The organism is Zhongshania aliphaticivorans, from assembly GCF_001586255.1.
In the GTDB taxonomy this organism is placed as follows: domain Bacteria; phylum Pseudomonadota; class Gammaproteobacteria; order Pseudomonadales; family Spongiibacteraceae; genus Spongiibacter; species Spongiibacter aliphaticivorans.
The window spans coordinates 157,757-178,283 of sequence record NZ_CP014544.1 but is presented as its reverse complement, the minus strand read 5'-3'; the positions used below and the strand labels follow the sequence as shown (position 1 = coordinate 178,283).

The 20,527-nt window shown below is 47.9% G+C and carries 21 protein-coding genes and 1 pseudogene; 5 read left to right on the top strand and 17 right to left on the bottom strand.

Annotation, left to right across the window (positions count from 1 at the left end):
* Positions 1-2: 2 nt before the first annotated feature.
* The 12 genes from urtD to AZF00_RS00820 form a co-directional block, all read right to left on the bottom strand.
* Entirely contained in the window at positions 3-782 is a 780-nt protein-coding gene (gene urtD / locus AZF00_RS00875) for an urea ABC transporter ATP-binding protein UrtD (protein WP_008253391.1), read from the bottom strand.
* Positions 779-1,933, bottom strand: coding sequence for an urea ABC transporter permease subunit UrtC (urtC, locus tag AZF00_RS00870; RefSeq protein ID WP_008253390.1), 1,155 nt, complete (start codon positions 1,931-1,933; stop codon positions 779-781). The genes urtD and urtC overlap by 4 nt, the downstream gene beginning before the upstream one ends.
* Before the next feature lie 6 nt (positions 1,934-1,939).
* Positions 1,940-3,619 (bottom strand): urea ABC transporter permease subunit UrtB, encoded by a 1,680-nt coding sequence (gene urtB / locus AZF00_RS00865; RefSeq protein ID WP_008253389.1) that lies wholly within the window; start codon positions 3,617-3,619, stop codon positions 1,940-1,942.
* Between the two features lie 111 nt (positions 3,620-3,730).
* Positions 3,731-5,047 carry an urea ABC transporter substrate-binding protein gene (gene urtA, locus AZF00_RS00860; RefSeq protein ID WP_008253388.1) on the bottom strand — a complete coding sequence of 439 codons (1,317 nt, stop codon included), beginning with the start codon at positions 5,045-5,047 and terminating at the stop codon, positions 3,731-3,733.
* Positions 5,048-5,296: 249 nt separating this feature from the next.
* The gene (locus AZF00_RS00855; RefSeq protein WP_062382441.1) at positions 5,297-5,905 is read right to left on the bottom strand and encodes a hypothetical protein; all 609 of its coding nucleotides are present in this window, start codon (positions 5,903-5,905) and stop codon (positions 5,297-5,299) included.
* Between the two features lie 17 nt (positions 5,906-5,922).
* Complete coding sequence (gene ureG, locus AZF00_RS00850) at positions 5,923-6,534, bottom strand: urease accessory protein UreG (protein ID WP_008253386.1); 612 nt, start codon at positions 6,532-6,534, stop codon at positions 5,923-5,925.
* 32 nt (positions 6,535-6,566) lie between these two features.
* Positions 6,567-7,235 (bottom strand): urease accessory protein UreF, encoded by a 669-nt coding sequence (locus AZF00_RS00845; RefSeq protein ID WP_062382437.1) that lies wholly within the window; start codon positions 7,233-7,235, stop codon positions 6,567-6,569.
* Positions 7,228-7,695 (bottom strand): urease accessory protein UreE, encoded by a 468-nt coding sequence (gene ureE / locus AZF00_RS00840; RefSeq protein WP_062382432.1) that lies wholly within the window; start codon positions 7,693-7,695, stop codon positions 7,228-7,230. The genes AZF00_RS00845 and ureE overlap by 8 nt, the downstream gene beginning before the upstream one ends.
* A gap of 52 nt (positions 7,696-7,747) precedes the next feature.
* Positions 7,748-9,451, bottom strand: a complete 1,704-nt coding sequence (gene ureC, locus AZF00_RS00835) for an urease subunit alpha (protein ID WP_062382430.1) — start codon at positions 9,449-9,451, stop codon at positions 7,748-7,750.
* A gap of 4 nt (positions 9,452-9,455) precedes the next feature.
* The gene (locus AZF00_RS00830; RefSeq protein ID WP_008253382.1) at positions 9,456-9,776 is read right to left on the bottom strand and encodes an urease subunit beta; all 321 of its coding nucleotides are present in this window, start codon (positions 9,774-9,776) and stop codon (positions 9,456-9,458) included.
* A gap of 20 nt (positions 9,777-9,796) precedes the next feature.
* Complete coding sequence (gene ureA, locus AZF00_RS00825; RefSeq protein ID WP_008253381.1) at positions 9,797-10,099, bottom strand: urease subunit gamma; 303 nt, start codon at positions 10,097-10,099, stop codon at positions 9,797-9,799.
* A 45-nt stretch (positions 10,100-10,144) separates the two neighbouring features.
* Positions 10,145-11,047: an urease accessory protein UreD gene (locus tag AZF00_RS00820; protein ID WP_231856178.1), complete on the bottom strand. Its 903-nt coding sequence runs from the start codon at positions 11,045-11,047 to the stop codon at positions 10,145-10,147.
* Positions 11,048-11,398: 351 nt separating this feature from the next.
* Between AZF00_RS00820 and AZF00_RS00815 the strand changes: the two genes are divergently transcribed.
* From AZF00_RS00815 to AZF00_RS00795, 4 genes and pseudogenes are all read left to right on the top strand, one after another.
* Positions 11,399-11,662, top strand: coding sequence for an accessory factor UbiK family protein (locus AZF00_RS00815; protein WP_008253379.1), 264 nt, complete (start codon positions 11,399-11,401; stop codon positions 11,660-11,662).
* Between the two features lie 43 nt (positions 11,663-11,705).
* Positions 11,706-12,722: pseudogene (locus AZF00_RS00810) on the top strand (YifB family Mg chelatase-like AAA ATPase); the annotation flags it as partial.
* 412 nt (positions 12,723-13,134) lie between these two features.
* Positions 13,135-13,824: an HNH endonuclease family protein gene (locus AZF00_RS00800; protein WP_231856177.1), complete on the top strand. Its 690-nt coding sequence runs from the start codon at positions 13,135-13,137 to the stop codon at positions 13,822-13,824.
* 26 nt (positions 13,825-13,850) lie between these two features.
* Positions 13,851-14,048 carry a carbon storage regulator gene (locus tag AZF00_RS00795; protein WP_062382419.1) on the top strand — a complete coding sequence of 66 codons (198 nt, stop codon included), beginning with the start codon at positions 13,851-13,853 and terminating at the stop codon, positions 14,046-14,048.
* A gap of 973 nt (positions 14,049-15,021) precedes the next feature.
* On the opposite strand, the gene AZF00_RS00785 is transcribed toward AZF00_RS00795, so the two are convergent.
* The 5 genes from AZF00_RS00785 to AZF00_RS00765 form a co-directional block, all read right to left on the bottom strand.
* A complete protein-coding gene (locus tag AZF00_RS00785; protein WP_231856176.1) occupies positions 15,022-15,579 on the bottom strand; it encodes a tyrosine-type recombinase/integrase in 558 nt (185 codons plus the stop codon).
* Between the two features lie 131 nt (positions 15,580-15,710).
* Positions 15,711-16,109 carry a Rap1a/Tai family immunity protein gene (locus AZF00_RS00780; RefSeq protein ID WP_156474829.1) on the bottom strand — a complete coding sequence of 133 codons (399 nt, stop codon included), beginning with the start codon at positions 16,107-16,109 and terminating at the stop codon, positions 15,711-15,713.
* 84 nt (positions 16,110-16,193) lie between these two features.
* Positions 16,194-16,892 carry a YagK/YfjJ domain-containing protein gene (locus AZF00_RS00775; RefSeq protein WP_062382410.1) on the bottom strand — a complete coding sequence of 233 codons (699 nt, stop codon included), beginning with the start codon at positions 16,890-16,892 and terminating at the stop codon, positions 16,194-16,196.
* A 753-nt stretch (positions 16,893-17,645) separates the two neighbouring features.
* Positions 17,646-18,176 carry a hypothetical protein gene (locus tag AZF00_RS00770; RefSeq protein ID WP_062382407.1) on the bottom strand — a complete coding sequence of 177 codons (531 nt, stop codon included), beginning with the start codon at positions 18,174-18,176 and terminating at the stop codon, positions 17,646-17,648.
* A 59-nt stretch (positions 18,177-18,235) separates the two neighbouring features.
* Entirely contained in the window at positions 18,236-19,978 is a 1,743-nt protein-coding gene (locus AZF00_RS00765; RefSeq protein WP_062382404.1) for a recombinase family protein, read from the bottom strand.
* Between the two features lie 60 nt (positions 19,979-20,038).
* On the opposite strand from AZF00_RS00765, the gene AZF00_RS00760 reads away from it, so the two are divergent.
* A complete protein-coding gene (locus tag AZF00_RS00760) occupies positions 20,039-20,500 on the top strand; it encodes a magnesium chelatase subunit ChlI family protein (RefSeq protein ID WP_062382402.1) in 462 nt (153 codons plus the stop codon).
* Positions 20,501-20,527: the final 27 nt, after the last annotated feature.

The window sequence follows — 20,527 nt, the reverse complement described above, 5'->3', positions numbered from 1 at the left end:
TTTTAACGTCCTAAATAGACTTCAATCACCCGTGGATTAGCCGACACGACTTCTAGGCGGCCCTCAGCCAAAACACTGCCTTCATGTAGGACGGTAACTTTACTGTCTAGCGCCTTAATGAAATCCATATCGTGCTCGACCACCACCACGGTGTGCTCCCGGTTAATTTCTTTTAGTAGTGCAGCGGTTTCCATGGTTTCTTGATCGGTCATACCCGCGGCTGGCTCGTCGACCAGCAAGAGTTCCGGCCCCTGCACAATCAACATGCCTATTTCCAGCCACTGCTTTTGACCGTGCGAAAGACTGCCCGCTAACTCGCTGGTTTTTGCTTTTAGGCCGACCAGTTTAACCACTTCATTTATCCGGTCGCCCTGCTCGCTGCTCAGCTTATGCCAGAGCGCGCGAATCACACTGCGATTACCCGCCAGCGCCAGTTCCACGTTTTCCCAAACAGTGAGGGTTTCAATAACCGTGGGCTTTTGGAATTTACGGCCAATACCCAAGTTGGCTATATCCGCTTCGTCGTATTGCGTCAGGTCAATGCTGTCGCGAAAGCGTACTTCCCCCGAGTCCGGCCGAGTTTTTCCAGTGATGATATCCATCATGGTACTTTTACCTGCGCCGTTAGGGCCGATAATTGCGCGCAATTCGCCCGGGGCAATATCTAAAGACAAATTATTAATCGCTTTGAAACCATCAAAACTTTTGGTCACACCGTTGAGGTACAACATGCTCTGGAGTTCCGAGCTGTGAAAGCCCGGACTTTTTACAACGGCACTCATGATTCAGCTCCTTGTGACGTGGGTGCATTGCGCTCGGCGCGGCGATCTTGCAATTGTTTAACCACGCCCACTATGCCCTTAGGTAAATACAAAGTGCTGACCACAAACAGCGCCCCCAACATAAACAGCCATACTTCGGGGAAGGCGCCGGTAAAATAGGTTTTAGCGTAATTCACTGCCACCGCGCCGATGACCGCGCCAAACAAAGTACCGCGGCCACCGATCGCTACCCAAATAACAATTTCAATAGAGTTGATTGGCCCAAATTCGCCGGGGTTGATTATACCAACCTGAGGCACATACAAAGCACCCGCAATGCCAGCCAATATCGCCGACACCACAAACACAAAGAGCTTAAAATGCTCAACCCGATAACCCATAAAGCGTGTGCGACTTTCGGCATCGCGTATTGCCACCAACACCCGACCGTATTTACTGCTCACAATCGCGCGGCACAAAATATAGGCGAGCATCACGCTCAGCGCCGACAAAGCGAACAACACACAGCGGGTGATATCTGACTGCAAATTAAAGCCGAGAATGTCTTTAAAATCGGTAAGGCCATTATTGCCGCCAAAGCCCATATCATTGCGGAAGAAAGCCAACAGCAATGCATAGGTCATGGCCTGGGTAATAATCGACAAATACACGCCGGTTACTCGCGACCGAAATGCCAGCCAACCAAACACAAAGGCCAATGCGGCAGGTACCAAGGCCACCATAAACATAGCGAAGAAGAAATTATCAAAGCCGTACCAATACCAGGGCAGCTCAGTCCAGTTCAAAAACACCATAAAGTCGGGCAAGTCGGCATTGCCATACACGCCACGCTCTCCGATTTGCCGCATTAAATGCATGCCCATGGCGTAGCCGCCCAGTGCGAAAAACGCGCCGTGGCCCAAACTCAAAATTCCGCAATAGCCCCAGATTAAATCCAGCGCCAGTGCGAGCAAGGCATAGCACAGATACTTGCCCAGCAAGACCACGATATAGGTGGGAATATGCAATAAGCTGCCCTCGGGCATTAGCAAATTACACAGCGGCACCAGCACCATGGCGGCAAACAACACCATTAACAAATAGCTACCCGCTTTATCTGCTAGTAATAAACGGCCAATGGCACTGCGTTCAAATATTTTTGTATTCAGCATGGTCAATTAATCCTCTACCGAGCGGCCTTTAAGAGCGAACAAACCGCGAGGCCGCCACTGAATAAACAGAATGATGAACACCAGCACAAAGATCTTGGCCAGTACCGCACCCGCAAAAGGCTCTAAGAATTTATTGGCTACCCCGAGGCTCATCGCCGCGAAGAAAGTGCCAAATAAATTACCCACCCCGCCAAACACCACCACCATAAAGGAGTCGATAATATATGACTGACCGAGGTTGGGACCGACATTGGTGAGCTGGCTCAAGGCCACTCCGGCAATACCGGCAATGCCGGAACCTAAACCAAAGGTTAAGGCGTCTACCCAACCGGTACGTATGCCCATGGAATTGGCCATAGCGCGGTTCTGCGTAACGGCGCGCATCTGCAAACCGACAAAGGTTTTCTTTAACAAAAACACCAGCAGCAATAACACGATTAAACTGAAGGCAATGATGTATAGACGGTTATAGGTCAGTGACAGCGCGCCGTTAATTTCTAGCGAGCCACTGAGCCAACTTGGCGCGGTAACCGATTTGTTTAGCGGTGAGAAAATACTGCGCACGGCTTGCTGCAAAATCAGGCTCACACCGAAGGTAGCCAACAAAGTCTCTAGCGGACGCCCGTATAAATGACGAATAATACCCCGCTCAATCACAATTCCCACTAAACCCGACACCATAAACGCGGCGGGAATGGCGACAATAATCGAGTAATCAATATAGTTTGGCATGAGTAATTGGATGACATAGGTGGTGTACGCTCCCAGCATCATCATTTCGCCATGGGCCATATTAATAACGCCCATAACGCCGAAGGTAATCGCCAAACCCACGGCGGTAAGTAACAGCACCGACCCTAAGCTCAAGCCAAAAAACGTATTCTCAATTAATTTGTAAATTTTTGCTTCGCTGCGCATTTCCTTTAACACGGCAGCAGCCGACTCCCTTACCAAGTCGTCTTTTTCGGTATAGTTTCCGTCGCTATCGGTTAGCTGCATGGCGGCAAGAATCGACATGGCATCGCTGTCGAGGGTGCCGCGAAAAGATTCGATGGCCTCCAAACGCAATACCTGTTCATCGGAATTCAAATTCACCATCGCCGCGGCAAGTCTCAAAGATTCGATTACCTTGGTATCAGTTTCCATTACCAGTGCACGTTCAATAGCGTGCAAAAATTCCGGTGACGGGCTGCGCACCAAGTTTTTGGCGGCCTGCAATCGCACAGCACTGTCTTCGCTGCGCAGTGCAATTTCAGCCAGCACACCGCGCAATACCGTGCGCAGCTCATTATTAATGCTAATTTTACGCACTGCGCGACTGCCCACTACGCCGAGATCTTCACTGCCAATAACCGCGACCGCGCTGTAGCCATCGGCGTGACTATGAGCGTATACCAATTGTTTCGCTTTTTTGGTGTAGTACAAATCACCAGACTGCAGCGCCTCAAGCACAGCAACGCGCTGTGGCAAATTTGAGTTGGCAATCATATTTATTAAGTTAATTTTGTCTTCTGTACTTTTTGCCGTAATGAGTTCATTCAGCAAAAGCGCAGCATCTTCACTTTGTATTTTAGTTTGGCCTGCCATCGCAATCGGCGCGGCAGTGCTTTGCATAGGCAATATAATGACTAAGCAAAATAGAATAAATCGGAATACGGAATGCGTATCGATATGCGTCAGCTTCATTGAAACATCCATTTGCAATAGATACCCCGCCAGGAATTAGCGGGGTATCTTTTTTGAAAAAGAAGTCCGGGGGAACTTCCTTTATTTAGCAAGCGAACTCGCTAAGAAGGCTTAGTAGTTTTGACCAGAGCACTTCTTGGTTTCGGTATTGTAGTTACCGCACATGATTTTAGGATTCTGCCAATCTGCTTCAAGCTTAGCGCTCTCTGGCAGGAAGTCAGTCCACGCATCACCAGGAACGGCCGCTTCGGTTTGCCATACGATATCGAACTGGCCGTTTTCTTGAATCTCACCAATTAGTACAGGCTTGGTCAGGTGGTGGTTGGGTAGCATAGTAGCCACGCCGCCAGTCAAATTCGGAACACTAATTCCGATTAGGGCATCGTGTACTTTATCGACTTTAGTGGTCTTGGCTTTTTCGACTGCTTTCACCCACATATTAAAGCCGATATAAGTCGCTTCCATTGGGTCGTTGGTAACGCGCTTGGCGTCGCCGATATACGCCAGCCATTTATCAATGAAAGCATCGTTCACTTCGGCGTCGGCACTCATGAAGTAGTTCCACGCGGCGAGGTGACCAACCAATGGGCCAGTATCGAAGCCAGACAACTCTTCTTCACCAACCGAGAACGCTACTACCGGAATGTCTTCAGCAGATAAGCCCTGGTTAGCCAGTTCTTTGTAGAACGGTACGTTGGCGTCACCATTGATAGTTGAAACCACCGCGGTCTTTTTACCCTGTGAACCGAATTTTTTAATATCGGACACAATGGTCTGCCAGTCGGAGTGACCGAAAGGTGTGTAGTTGATCATGATGTCTTTTTCAGCCACACCTTTGCTTTTCAGGTAGGCTTCAAGAATTTTGTTGGTGGTGCGTGGGTAAACGTAGTCGGTACCCGCCAAAACCCAGCGTTTTACTGAACCACCCGCTGAACTCATTAAATAATCAACTGCAGGTATTGCCTGCTGATTGGGCGCGGCGCCGGTGTAGAAAACGTTTTTAGAAGACTCTTCGCCTTCGTACTGAACGGGGTAAAACAACAAACCATTTAACTCTTCAATAACCGGCAAAACTGATTTACGCGATACCGATGTCCAGCAACCGAAAATAACATCGACCTTATCTTTTTCTAAAAGCTCTTTGGTCTTTTCAGCAAACAGCGGCCAGTTAGATGCGGGGTCAACCACAACCGCTTCTAATTTTTTACCGAGTAAGCCGCCTTTTTTGTTTTGCTCTTCTATCAACATCAGCACCGTGTCTTTCAGTGTGGTTTCACTGATCGCCATGGTGCCAGATAGAGAGTGCAAAACACCGACTTTGATGGTGTCTGCCGCCTGGGCAATCGAGGCGCTTAGCGACAAGGTCGCTGCCGCCAACACTATACTGCTGTGTTTGGCGAAAGCCTTGATGGATGATTTTGTTTTCATACTTCGCTCCCAACTCTATTTTTATACCGCTAATTAATTCAATCGCATTGCGATTGCTCAACGGACCCTGGTAAATCTACCAAGAGGTGCTAGCAGAATTGGTGCCAATCAGGGGAAAGTCTTAGTTTGCGGGGCTTAGCGAGAAAAGCAGCGCAATGATTTAGCATAGCGCTACGCTGCCAGCCTTATCCGCGTGCAGTACGCCGCACAATAATTGTGCGTGCGCACCAAAGAAATACAATCTAAAAATCAATGACTGAGCAATAAAGAAAAGCCGAAGCCAATGGCAAACATTGCGGATAAAGTCTGCAGGCCGTGCTGCATGTGATGGTGACGCTGCCCCAAGAAAGCAAAGCCACCACGCAAGGCCAAGCCAACCGCCGTCATTGCAGCAATCAGCCCCAAATTAAAAAGTAAAACATGAGCCATTCCAAGCGAGGGACTAGCCAAACCCGCAGCAGGAATCACTGCCAATAAGGGTGCAGAGCCCGCACTACCGTGGATCAGCCCTACCCAAACAGCAGACCGACGAACGCCCTGTTTTGAATCATGATGCTGATGTTGGCGCCATAAATGGTAAAAACTTAAGAGACCAATCCCAATCAACATCCACGCAACCAAGGCCTCGGCAGTGGCACTGAAATCGTAGGGAATTGCCGAGCCCGCCAGCAGTACCGCACTGGCCACGCCAAGGACGGCCAGCCCATGCCCCAGCCCCCAATGCAACGCAAAGCGCAAGCTGTAACGGCCCTTATCACGCCCGCTCATACCGCCCACTGCGGCGAGATGGTCGGGGTCAAAAGCATGCACCACCCCCGCCGCAAAGCCGATGAATAAAACACTAAACAAAGGCGACATACTCATTCCCCTTTAATTCAAGCGCCGAGCATGCCCTGCTCAACAATAAAATCAACAATTGCGGCAACGCCGCTGCCGTCTTTTAAATTGCTAAAAATAAACGGTTTGTCGCCACGCATGCGCTTGGCATCGCGATCCATTACATTGAGGTCGGCACCCACCAAGGGAGCCAAATCAGTTTTATTAATAATCAATAAATCTGAGCGGGTAATACCCGGCCCGCCTTTGCGGGGGATTTTATCCCCCGCTGAAACGTCGATCACATAGATGGTTAAGTCCGACAACTCGGGGCTAAAGGTTGCCGCTAAATTATCGCCGCCGCTCTCGATCATGATTAAGTCTAAATCGGGAAAGCGGCCACTGAGCTCAGCCACTGCTGACAAATTCATCGAGGCGTCTTCGCGGATTGCAGTATGGGGGCAGCCGCCAGTTTCCACGCCGAGAATCCGCTCTTGATCCAGCACCTCGTGGCGCAGCAAAAACTCGGCGTCTTCACGGGTGTAGATATCGTTGGTGATGACCGCGATGTCGAAGCGCTCGCGCAACTCGGCGCACAGGGTTTTAACTAGGGCGGTTTTCCCAGAACCTACTGGGCCGCCAATACCAAGCCGCAATGCAGGCTTTTTCATATAAATACTCCACAAATAATGAATAACAAATTCTATGATCGAAACAAACGTGAATACTGGGTTTCGTGCTGAGCCGAGGCCATTGCCAAACCCGGCAAACCAACACCGAGATCATCGCTGTCGCGTGTTTTCGCTGCACTCACACTGGTCTCCAATTTCGGCATTAAAGCCAACAATAAGCGCTGACCATCGGTCTGCCCTAGCGGCACCAATTTAATGGCCGCCGCCACCTGATTCTCTAACCAACTCCAGGCGAAACCGCTGAGCGCGTCATCGCTATTAACTTGCCAATGCTGGGCCGCCAAGGCGAATACCGTGGCAAAACTTACCGCCACGCCTTTGGGCCAAGCCAAGGCATTGGGCACTTCTAGAGAGACTAATAAGCGCAGCAGGGCTTCGCCCATTTGCACGTCTTCTAATAACAATTCCTTGGATTCACGCGCCGCCTGTAAATAGTCATTCCAATAGGCGACATCGTCCAGCACGCCAGCCTGCCATGCCGTATGCAAACGCTGTAAGACAGGTAAATCTAAACCACCCAAGCTGTGGCTTAACACCTCGCCAATCCAATCTTCTGCGCCCGCCAAACTCTTAACCCAGCCTCGCTCAACCGCATACTCCAAACCCTGAGAGTAGGCATAAGCCCCCACCGGCAAGGCAGGACTAACGAGATGCATTAAATGCAGTAATGGACTAGTCATGATGATGGTGGCTGTGAATACTGCCCGCGCCACTATTATGGTAGGCGCCGTTCTCGGGGTGGAAGGGCTTTTCGCCAACTTGAACGTCTAAGCCTAAGCCGCGCAACATATCGTCCAGCACATGGTCGTGCTGATAGCGCAATTCCCCCGCATCAATCTGCAAGGGCACATGACGATTGCCTAGGTGGTAGGCGGCCCGCGCAAACAATAGGGTGTCGTCAGTGTGAACCAGCGACAGAGTTTCTTTAGCCGCCACCACCGATATTTGCTCGCCATTTTTGGCGATTAAAATATCGCCATCGGCAAGCACCTGGCCCCGCTCAATATACCAAGACAAATCCTGACCGCAGCGAGTTTTACCGCGAAAACGACTACGCTGCCGATCTTGATAGTTCAGCACAATACTCATTTCTGGCGCTAAACCCTGGCCCTCACTTGCTACCTCAAAACACTCAAGCATCACTTACTTCCAAATTAAAATTAATTTTTCTCAACTAATTAGAACCAGCAAATCAAAACAAACAATAGCGCTGGGCCAAGGGCAGCTCGGTAGCGGGTTCACAAATTAATAGCTGGCCGTCGGCACGCACCTCGTAGGTATCGGGGTCGACCTCCATCACCGGCTGATAATTGTTCAAGACCATATCGGCCTTGGTCACATTGCGGCAGTTTTTCACCGCGACCAAGGGCCGGTCTAAACCCAGCGCTGTGCCAATATCGGCATCAATCGCCGCTTGACTCACAAAGCTCACCGAAGTCTGCACGCAGGCTTTACCATAGGCGCCGAACATCATCCGGTAATGCACCGGCTGCGGGGTGGGAATCGACGCATTGGGATCGCCCATGGGCGCAGCGGCAATGGCGCCGCCTTTAATAATCATGGCGGGTTTAATGCCGAAAAATGCTGGTTTCCACAACACCAAATCGGCAAGCTTACCTACCTCGATAGAACCCACCTCATGGCTAATACCGTGGGCAATGGCCGGATTAATCGTGTATTTGGCGATATAACGACGGGCGCGGAAATTATCATTATCTGCGCTGTCTTCTGCCAGCGGACCGCGCTGCACTTTCATTTTGTGAGCAGTCTGCCAAGTGCGACACACCACTTCGCCGACTCGGCCCATAGCCTGGGAGTCGGAGGCAATCATCGAGAAGGCGCCAAGGTCATGCAGAATATCTTCAGCGGCAATGGTTTCCTTGCGAATGCGGGAATCCGCAAAGGCCACGTCTTCGGGAATATTGGGATCAAGGTGATGACAGACCATGAGCATATCCAAATGCTCGTCCACAGTGTTCACCGTATAGGGCCGCGTCGGATTGGTCGATGACGGCAATACATTGGCCGCGCCGCAGGCTTTGATAATATCCGGCGCGTGACCGCCACCAGCGCCTTCGGTGTGATAGGTATGAATGGTGCGGCCCTTAAAGGCGGCGAGGGTATCTTCGACAAAGCCCGACTCATTTAGGGTGTCGGTGTGAATTGCGACCTGCACATCGTATTTGTCCGCCACACTTAAACAACAATCGATAGACGCTGGGGTGGTGCCCCAATCTTCGTGGAGCTTTAAGCCCATGGCACCGGCTTTAATTTGCTCTTCCAGCGAATCTGGCAAACTGGCGTTGCCCTTGCCGAGAAAGCCCAAGTTCATGGGAAAGCTCTCGGCGGCTTGCAGCATTTTGCCCATATGCCAAGCACCCGGCGTACAGGTGGTGGCATTGGTGCCGGTCGCGGGGCCGGTGCCACCACCTATCATGGTGGTCACGCCGCTCATCAAGGCCTCTTCAATTTGCTGAGGGCAAATAAAGTGGATGTGCGAATCGATGGCACCGGCGGTTAAGATCTGACCTTCACCGGCAATCACCTCGGTGCAGGGACCAACAATAATATCGACATTGGGCTGTATATCGGGATTACCGGCTTTACCAATGGCGCAAATTCGACCGGCCTTTATCGCCACATCGGCTTTAACCACGCCCCAATGATCTAATATCAAAGCATTAGTAATCACCGTGTCTGGGGTATGGGCGCCGCCTAACTGACTCTGGCCCATGCCGTCGCGAATGACCTTGCCGCCACCAAACTTCACTTCTTCGCCGTAGGTGGTGAAGTCCTTCTCTACCGAGATCCACAACTCGGTGTCAGCCAAACGCAGGCGGTCGCCCACTGTGGGCCCGTACATATCCGCGTAGGCGCGGCGATCTATCGTAGCCATTTATTTATGCTCCTTGCTTGTCGAGGGCGCCCATTACATCGCCACGAAAACCATACACTTCGCGCTTGCCCGCCAGCGCCACCAACTCTACTTGACGGCTTTGACCAGGCTCAAAACGCACAGCCGTGCCCGCCGCAATATTCAAACGAAAACCGCGACTCGCCGCGCGATCAAAAATTAGCGCAGGATTGGTCTCAAAAAAATGGTAGTGCGAACCAACCTGTATTGGCCGATCACCACTATTGGCCACATCAATCACGCAGGTTTCGCGGTCGGCATTGAGGGTAATATCGCCCTTGGCTGCGATTAATTCTCCGGGAATCATAAGTGCTCCGTTATGCCTGTTTATACGATAGGATTGTGGACGGTAACGAGCTTGGTACCGTCGGGGAAGGTTGCCTCCACCTGTACCTCGTGAATCATTTCGGCAATGCCGTCCATCACGTCATTTTTGGTCAGCACTTCACGCCCCGCGCTCATCATCTCGGCTACCGTGCGACCTTCGCGAGCGCCTTCCATTACCGCCGCCGAAATCAGCGCGATAGACTCGGGGTAATTTAATTTCAGGCCCTTGGCCATGCGGCGTTCGGCCAATAGTGCGGCGGTAAACAGTAATAATTTATCTTTATCTCTGGGACTCAATTCCATGGCGGTGTCATCCTGTTTTTAATTAACTCTCATTTCGATGCTTACTTAAGTGTTCCAAATCCGCGGCGGGCAGGCCTCGCGGCCATTAAATTGCGGTCGAAGCTGCGCCCACAGCCACGCAAAACCTTTGCGGCACTGCTCCGGCGAATCACCCAAATAGCGCGCTAAAAAAATATCCCGCTTTTGCGATAAGCCCCACTCCGCCGCCAACCAAGCATTTTGCTCAGCAAGCTTAGTGAGGCCCTCGCGCAATTTATCCATCATGGCCTGATCGCAAATCATCGTCGCGAAAAAGCTGCCGCTCACCGAGGCGCCAGCCATACCCCAAGGCGCATCCAGCATGGCGCTGCCCCCCAGCCATTCGGTGCGTTCAACTAATAGTGGCTTGCCGTCGCGGCGTATGTCGATTTTTTGCAGGCAACGACCCCGCGCGAAACCTTCGCCACTGGCGCGGCGGCCCAGCACCACAATATCCCATGCACATAAACGGGCATTGCCCTGCAGAGCGAAGTGATTACTCAATTCGGCTTCAGCGCCTTCAAATACAATGGTTTCTTGGGGCAGCCATTCCAAACAGGCGCCATCGGCAACATCAGCGCTCACGCCTTGAGACTGCGCCGTTTTCGCCAAATCACTGCGATACACCTTGCCCGCCGAGGGCGTGGTCAACAGCGCTTGCGCGCCAGCATCCAAACTCACCGCCACCCGCAAGGTATCTCCGGCCACTATGCCGCCAGGCGGGTGCAGGAGATAGACATGACAGCAATCTCCCTCAGGATAAAAAGGGCGCTGCACCCGCAATGGCCCCTTGTGTAAAATTCGCACCAAATCAGTGCGATTTATACTTGCGCGCAAACCCAACTCAATCGCCGCTGGCCACGACTTGGTCGGCGGTGTCGCTGATAAGGTGTCGGCAAGCCCAGCGCTTACGGTAGCTATAGCCGTCAACGGCAATTCCTTATTAGTAAAAGTCAATTTCTGCAGTCGCCGAACACTTAAAAGCTCAACGCATTACATTAGTTAAGAGCAATATCTGTACCATCACTGTGCGTTTTTATTAGCACTGCGCCAAATCGGATCTGATTGCTGCCAAAAACGCACCATTATTAAGCCGGCAAGAGGGAGATGCTTGACGGGAGACGGTAAACGCTAAGATAAAATCTAAACCCGACTTGCCTTTGCGTCTCCCGTCTCCCGTCTCCCGTCTCCCGTCCAGCATTTAGCTAGCGCGAGGCGCCACACATCTCCCATGCATCGCCAATAAACGATACACTTAGCCAATCAACGAGGTAACGATCCATGGCTAAACCCGATTTTATTGCTCAGCTGGCGCAACAGGCCAGCAAGCTGATGAACAATGGTCCTGAAATTCAGCAGGACATCGAAGAGAAAGTGCAGGTGTTACTCCAGGGCGGATTCAGCCGCTTAAACGTGGTGTCTCGCGCCGAATTTGACGCCCAAGTCGCTGTGTTGAATCGCACGCGCAGCAAATTAGAGACACTGGAGAAACAGCTCGCGGAATTAACTGAGCAATTAGCAAACCAAACCGGCAGCAATACCTAAACATTGTATTTCAAAGAATAGCGCCGCCTTCAAGGATGAAGACATGCCCCTCGCTACCGTATACAGCCGCGCCAAGCTCGGCGTGCACGCGCCACTGGTCACCGTAGAAGTCCATTTATCTGGAGGTCTACCGGCCTTTAATATTGTTGGCTTGCCCGAGGCCAGCGTGCGCGAAAGCCGCGACCGAGTGCGCTCGGCCCTCGTTAACTCACGCTTTGAATTTCCGGTTAGTCGTATCACCGTTAACCTTGCCCCCGCCGACTTACCCAAAGAAGGCGGCCGTTTCGACTTGCCTATCGCCATCGGAATCTTGGTCGCCTCTGGGCAATTGCCGACCGCACCACTGGCCAATTGCGAACTGATTGGCGAACTTGGGCTGAGCGGTGAATTGCGCGCGGTAGATGCCGCGCTGCCCGCTGCTGTGCAAGCTGGAGAGGCGGGGCACAGCCTGATACTGCCCGCCGCCAACGCTGGCCTTGCCAGTATTCTCGACACCAGCGATATTCGCGAGGCCCACTCCTTGCTCGCGGTAGTTGCCCACCTTCACGGCCAGCAAGCCCTGCCCTATGCCAGCACCGACGATTCCGCGGAATTGGCCGAGCACTATCCCGACCTCAGCGAAGTGCGGGGCCAAGTGGGCGCCAAACGGGCACTGGAAATCGCCGCGGCGGGAGGTCATTCGCTTTTACTTAGCGGCCCACCTGGTACAGGAAAAACCTTACTTGCCAATCGCCTACCAGGTATTTTGCCGCCCTTAAACGAAACTGAGCGTTTAGAAATTGCGACTGTGCAGTCGGTCGCCGGACTGCCACTGCGGCTAAACCGGCCTTTTCGCGCGCCCCACCACACCGCCTCGGGCGTGGCGCTGGTTGGCGGTGGCAGCTATCCGCGTCCCGGTGAAATTTCCTTGGCCCATCACGGCGTATTATTTTTAGATGAGCTGCCCGAATACCCCCGCAAAGTACTGGAAGTACTGCGCGAACCCATCGAATCTGGGGAGGTAACCATCTCCAGAGCAACCCAACAATTAACCTTCCCGGCTCGATTTCAGATAAATGCACACTAACAATGAATAACTTAAACACATTTAAACTGTTGTTTTATATCACTTTTGGAGAACCACCCTCGGCAATGCAATACACACCATTAACAGTTAAACACCCCTGAATAGCCTCTCCATCTTTGAGGTGTATCCACTTAGGGTATGGAGATACAGACACACTATATGACGCCACAAGAAGCTTCACAGGCTTAGCATTAGCAAGGTTTTGTGCATCACATAGGTCGATGTAGCCTAACCACTTAACCCTCCTGTAGTCGCCATTCTTGAGCTTTACTGGCACGACGTTAAACCTTGGCTCTTTGCCTTCTTCGAGTGTCGCCATACAAGCGTTAAATTGGTATCTTAGAGAAATCATTGGCTGTATATTTATACAGTATTTACTTGGTTTCAATATACAAAGGTGGGAAAATTGCGACATCAAATAACAGCCCTACAATTAGCCCTTTGGTTAATGCTTGCACCTCTCTTGGGATATGCCGATGGCAGCTCCTTAATCAGCCCTGACGAGCATCAAGGCCAAAAGATAGGACATAACGAGTGCTTTCAAGAAGATTGCCCAGAGGGCGACTCTAAAGCCCACAGAGCCATCCAAGAAGCCCAGAAAGAAGGCCGAGCATATAGCCAAATATACAACAGAAGCGATTACCCTCATTGGTCAGATGATGACGGTGATTGTATGAATACTAGACATGAAATATTAGCTCTATCATCACTGACACCACCGAAACTCTCACCTAATGGCTGCTATGTATCCTCTGGATTATGGATTGACCCATATAGCGGAAAAGAGCTCAAAAGAGCTAGTGAAATCGACATTGACCACATAATTCCTCTTAAGTGGGCACATCAACATGGTGCTGCTAATTGGTCAAAGCCTAAGAAACAACAATTCGCCAATGATCCTGAAAACTTATTGGCCGTACATGATCGGATTAATCAGCAAAAAGGCTCTAAAGGCATACTTGATTGGATGCCTCCAAATACCCAGTACCATTGTGAATACCTAAAACGCTGGGTGCATGGTATAAATAAATATAGCCTTGGCCTGAATGCCCCAGAGAAGGCTAAACTAAATGACATGAAAACTAATTGCCTATAAGGGCACTTGATAGGGAAGCAACGGACATGCTCTCAATTACCCGCAAAGACGGACAATCATTTTATATTGGTGACGATATTGTTGTTACTCTCACGCGAGCCAGTAAAGGTAGCGCTGTAATTTCTATCAAAGCTCCAGATGATGTAGCCATAATGAGAACTGAATTACTTGATGGCTCATTAGCCAATATCCCACTGCCAGACGTTGAGTTTGAGCCAGAGTGATTGACGGCAATATACACAGCACCTTGTAAATACTACGAATTTAGCTGCAAGAATAATTGATAACTTATTGTTTTATATTGATATTTTTAGATTTAATTTGTAGTTAAACTCCAGACCCTACACGACAATTCCTAGAGAATTGGCAGACTTGTTTAACCCTATAGCGAAATATTGGGGTAATTGGCTGTGTAATTTTAAAATATCTGCTCGACTTGAGGGGGGCAGGTCTTAACTCAAGCCTATCACATTGATTTTAATACAATTTACCGTCAAGAAGCCCCACCACTAACACCTCAGAAAGAACTAATCCTTCCGACAGACAGAAATTTCCCTAGTGTTCGCCGCTACCATCAATTAAAATCAATGAATGTAGAATTGTCTTTTTCAATATACTACACAAATATATTTACGCATAATACCTTTTTATTCTAAAAAATGATTTTTTATAACCTTTTTGAATTTTTAGTTATAAAGACACACAAAGAAGCAAAAGCAACGCCAACCAAAGGAGAAGTATTATGGGTAAGTAACGACCGAAAAGAGAAACACCAAAGAAAAGGAGGACGGGCCTCTCCCAAAGAAAAGACCCAAACGCCAAAAGAGTCCACAAACCCTCAGAAAGTTAATGACTCTAATGGAGGATATCCTGCGCGTTACATTATCACCGAAATTTGGTGATTACTAGCGCCAAACGCAACGAGGTAAATAATGGCCAAACTCAAGGCAGAGTTAGCTTTCCACATAATTGACTGTATTTGCAACGTGATCAGCACGCTACTTGAAGTACTTAGAAGCGACATTGATATCATGCGATACATACATGAGCTGTGGGCGATACTTCATCAGTTAGCTTTTGCCGCCCTAGATTGGATCGTCGGGGCTGCACTCGTTAACTACCTAGGCTTCTTTATTTCATAGGAGAGCGCTCTGAGCTGGTGGCGAAAGCTGCCAGCTTTAGAGTTAATAGTCACCACTAGACTTTAATCTCAAACTCACTGTAAGCCGCTTGAGTGTCAGCCTCGGTAAGACCTATGTATCTCATGGTTACTGCTGGGTGCGAGTGATTTAAGACCTTACACACACGCTCAATACTTGCTCCTTGGCTATGCATTACCCATCCAAGGGTCTTTCGCATGCTGTGAGTACCTAATTTAACGTCAACCATTTCACCAACTTCAGCGAAGGCTTTAGATACTGCTGATCTGCTTAGGGGCTTATTCCTAGCCCTGTTGCTATCAACCTGAAACAAGTACACATGACTTGGATTATTAACGATCCGCTTATTAACGATGCTCATAGCTGTATCATTCAGGGTGATCTTTCTTTTCTTGGCTGTCTTACCCTCAACAATCTCTAAAGTTCCGGTTTTACCTTGAGCCAATGTGATAGGAAGTAAATCAGAAATACGTAGACCTACGTTTACACCGAACACCCATAAGTCAGAATAAATCTCACCTCTGTGCTTATTAAGCAGATTGGCTACATATTTAACCTCGACCAATGTCTTAACAGCTTCAACTGTAGCCATCATCTATTCTCCTTTATTCTGATAATTAATACATTACGTGGAATAGATAGTAACCCAAAGGAGAGATTTCAGCAATGACAAGGATTTGCTAATCCTCATTATTATATTTTGTGGATTAGAGAAGGTTATAATTATTAGCTTTTTTGATTATCCGCATCACAAGGAAAAGCCTTATAGAGAGCCTGAAAGACTAACTGGTTGCTGTAGATATGTAGCTTATCGGGATTGTCCTTCAAGTATTTAACAACAACTCTGATTAATTGCGGAACCTGAGCCGTATATGGAACGCAATATAAAAGCTGCTCAGGTGTCAACGAAACTGAATACATCCAGTTCATATCGCGAAACGCAGAAAGCCGACCGAAACATATCCCACTATTTGTCGCACTTGTGATGCCAAAGTCGGGAACATCCTCATTATCAATAACATTAAGTGCCATCGTGCACTCAGCAAGCAGGTCGCTACCTGTTGGCTCAGCATTAACAAAGCACGAGCATAGGCTCAATAACAAAGCAAATACCTTAAGTTTCATTACTATTCCCACCTACCACTCAATTGGATTAAGACCTAGACAGTACTACACTATCTAGTCAAATTTTGAATAGTTTCTAAAATGCTAAGAATTTAGCTGATTACCGCTATACAGCTTCTTTCCCTTGGTGATCACCTTGGTATTAGTCTTAGCCAAGTATGACAATGCAAAGAAGGCTTTCTCCAGCTTCTTTTGGTGGCTCTTATCCTTGGGCTTTCTTGTGACCCCATCAAAGTCTATAAAGACTGGCACATCATTCCCTTCAGAGGGTGACACATAGCCCCCTTCAGCAGAATGGTTCTTTAGACAAGCATTTTTCCAGTACTTGTTTAATATAGCGTACAACTCAAAGTCATTCTCACCAGAAAACCTAACAGAGTGACCCGATAACACAAAGAATCCATGATAGTGAATACCCTTCTCTTTCTCACCTTCTCGCTTTGTACCAGTGTCATCTTCTTTGACCCAAAGGTAACTAACTGTCTTATGATTTCTGAATGTATTGGTTTTTGACTTTGTTTTTACTTTGAGATGCTTAACAGTATTTTGGATAGCTTCAGAAAGACTCACATTCACATCAATGTCTGATTTGTTAATTGAATCCGGAAGAGTCACATCAAATCTGTATATATAAATCCTAGTGTACTTTTCTGACACATACATAATTCTTTTATGTATAGCTTCTAAGGGTTCTTCATAAAGGTCTAAGTTATTAAACTTCCCCTTGTTAACTGGTAACCCTTTGTAGGTTAGCTCTTTTACTATTGTGTAATTATTTTCCAATATGCTTTGTACCTCTTGGTTAAATTAGTTAATCCATTTCCTCTTGAAGGGTCTTCCCACAGAGCTCCATCATTAAGTGAACTTAACACTACACACATAAAAGTAAGGCTTTAAGTAAACTTAAGGGTTAATGAATACAGTATTAATTCTTATATATTTATTAATATCTATTTCTATCTTCGCCTATCGGCACTCTATACAGCTCTAATTAATACAGTACCTACTTAAGCAGGCTTAAAGGTTAGAGCCAATACAAGCAGTCAATACAAGCAGTCAATACAGTACTAGTGCTTAAGAGGATAACCAATACAAGACATGCACAAGCAAGCTTGAGGGTTTACGCTTTGAAGAGAAGATACTTTAGACACTAAGGATAGCTAAGATATACGCACAAGAAACAGCAATGAGAAACAATGCTAATTAGCCACAGCTATAGCGATCAGTGGAAAACTCAGCATAAACTCCATACCCCGAAATGTTTCAGGGCAAGACTTTCCCAATTTGAATATTACGCTGATTTTATTTTAAAAGATACCTGTTTTATATGATATTTTATTGTGCTATTTAGAATATACCCAATAAATGCCACTAAAGCCCTCTAGATAGACCGCCACTGAACGATCTTTATTTTTTAATACCTACGGCAGGGTGTTTATTTAAATCCTCTTGTATGGCCACTCGGGAGCCTTTTACTGCCCGTTAATGAGATTCTAGCAAACCCACTCTATGAGAAGCTAACTTCACAGCCACTTGTTAGTGACCAACCTTGCCCCGACCAAAAGAGAACGCCACCCCATTTACAATGTAATGATTTCCTAGGATTTTATGCTGCATACTTTCTGATATTGGAGAGATATCTGTTGTGTGAAACGATATTGAATAAACCATATTATTAGCTTGTAGGGCACTTTGAAATTGATCTAGGACAGTTTTAAAAACATTCTCCTCTAAGTAAATAACGGCCTCTATTACACCACCACTACCATACTCATCTTTGATAAATGAGAGAAAAGCATAGGACTTATGATCATCCTTTCGAATAAACCGTTGAAACTCTTTACTGTTGTTCCCTTGATCCTCAAACAATGTACCAATATCAATAGCTAAAGCATCGCTTCCACCAGACCTGATAATCCATGCAAAGCGAAGTTTTTCAGCTCCATTCCAAAGTACGTTCCACATCTGTAAGTGATTGAACTCTGGCTCTTCACATCGAATAACTATCCCGCCGTCTTCAGGCACGACAATAGATACACCATCAATACGTCCATTTATAAATGCCATGCCCTACTCCTCGCAAAATCAAACTAGATCGAGTTTTTATACATTAAAGCACTCTGCCTTCATCCTTTTGAGATAACTGATGCTTCCGTTATAGATTCCAGCGTTTCCAACAGCTCTTCATAGGAGCTTGCGGCGGCTATCACTCCACAATTACGCCTCATAGCAAAGAACCTTTCATCCTCCTCAATCGGATATTTTGTCTCTTCATCTTCAGCAGACAATATTTCAAAAGGCGGTGTATACCAACGCACCAAGTAACAATTGTGCCTAGTGGATCGCTTTATAAGCGTAAATTCACCCCTTGGATAAGCGTCACGAATACTTGCGGTCTTTTGATTTAACTCGATTGCATAACCTCTTCTCTTCAAAGAGCTTCTGAGATGAATAGGATCACTCTCAATAGCATCAATATCTGAGTTCACGCTATTTAAGTATGGATCATTATTTTCATAAACCTGAAACCCGCCCTCATCTCTTAGCAACTTACCCCTATAGTCCGGCTCTGACGCGAGGTCTAAAGCGTTCAACTCCTCACCTGACAGCACTTTCTCTAAGTAGTTAATTTCTTTTGATAGCTGCTTCTGCTGACCGTCTAACTCTTTAAGCCTTACAATTAAAACCTCTTGATCAGGAGCTACCTCTAACACCCCAATGAGCTTCTTCAATCTATCGTCAATCGCACCTTTTTCGTCTATTAGCAACTGGAGCCTCTTTGCATCCTTAGACTGCTGTAAATCCATAGCAGCTAACGCTAGGTGTAACGAATAAGTGTTGTCATGTATAAATTTCAGAACTTCATAAGGCCACGAGGGTTTGTTGTCGCAATAGTGTGCACCTCGCTTCAAATATTGAGAGCAATTTGCGTAAATGATGATTTCTTTAAGGTGTCGTTTCCTCCTAAAGTGATAGGGGGCACCACAATTACTACAATAGCAAAGACCTGAAAGCTCATACGATTCACTTGGAGAGGGTCTTCGTGCCCTAGCCTTCGCAAGACGCTGCAACTCATAAAATGTCTCAAGATCGACAGCCTTTTCACACACATTAGGTATAACCTCACCATCTGACGTCTCCCATTCACCAATCAATGCTCGATTCTTAAACCATCGCTTCAACGTTGATGGGTGCGTATTACTCAGAATTGGGTGCTTTTCAACTAAGGTCAAAATTATCTTCCGATGCCCGTAACCTTTGATATAAAGGGCAATACACTCTCTAAGAACTTCCGTGTTTTCTGGGATTAATTTCCCTGATGTAGTAAGCCAAAACGGCGTATGACGCCTGATATTGTCAGTTTGTCCATTCCTTGCCCTTTCAACTTTCTTTAAATAGGCGCTCCGAATTCTATTTGAAAGGCGACTGGAGTACTCATGTGCTTGTTGAATTTTACCTACTAGGGTAAATAGCTGACCATGACCTGAATTAAGTGTCTTGTGTGAGAATGTCTGATTATCTTCTAATGTAATTATATCAACGCCATTACTAACGATTTTGTTTATATGAGTAAACATCTCCATAGGCTCTAATCGGCCTATACGGTCGATCGCCTCAACTAGAATACAATCTCCAGACCCAATATCACCAGATTCAATGGCCTGTAGTATTCGGCCAAAACCCTGATTGTCTTCTAGGTGCTTCCCACTAAAGCCAGAAACAGCCAAATCATGAAAGGTTTCTTTCAGAAGGAAGTAATCATCATTTTTGGAAAGCCAGTCTGCTATTCGGTCTTGCTGTCTCGCAACAGTGGAGCCATCGCCTTGGTGTGCAGCAGAGAATCTTATATAAGGAATGGCTTTGGGCATAAGTAAGTATCTATAAAAGTTATTCATATAATCTTAGCACATAGTCAATTAATAGCGGCGATGAATCCATGCCCCTGCGGTTTTGATGGCGACAGCGGCAAGGACTGCCGCTGCACCCCCGACCAAATCCAGCGCTATCGGGGCAAGCTATCTGGGCCGCTACTCGACCGCATCGATTTACGCATTACCGTGCCCCGCCTACCGCCAGGGGTTTTACAGGAAGATGGCCTAGCGGAAAGCAGCGCCACCGTGCGCGAGCGAGTTTGCGCGGCCCGCGACCGCCAGTTGCAGCGCAGCGGCAATATCAACGCCCAACTCAGCGCCGCGCAGGTGCGGCAGTTTTGCGCGCTAGACACCCCCAGCAAGCAATTCATGCTCAAAGCAGAGCAAAAACTCGGGCTGAGCGCCCGCGCCCACCACCGCTTGCAAAAGATCGCACGCAGTATTGCCGACCTCGCTGGCGCTGAGGCTATTAGCCTCGCCCATTTACAGGAGGCCATGATTTACCGAGGCGAACTTTAACGGTATTAATTAGCCGCAGCTCGCCGA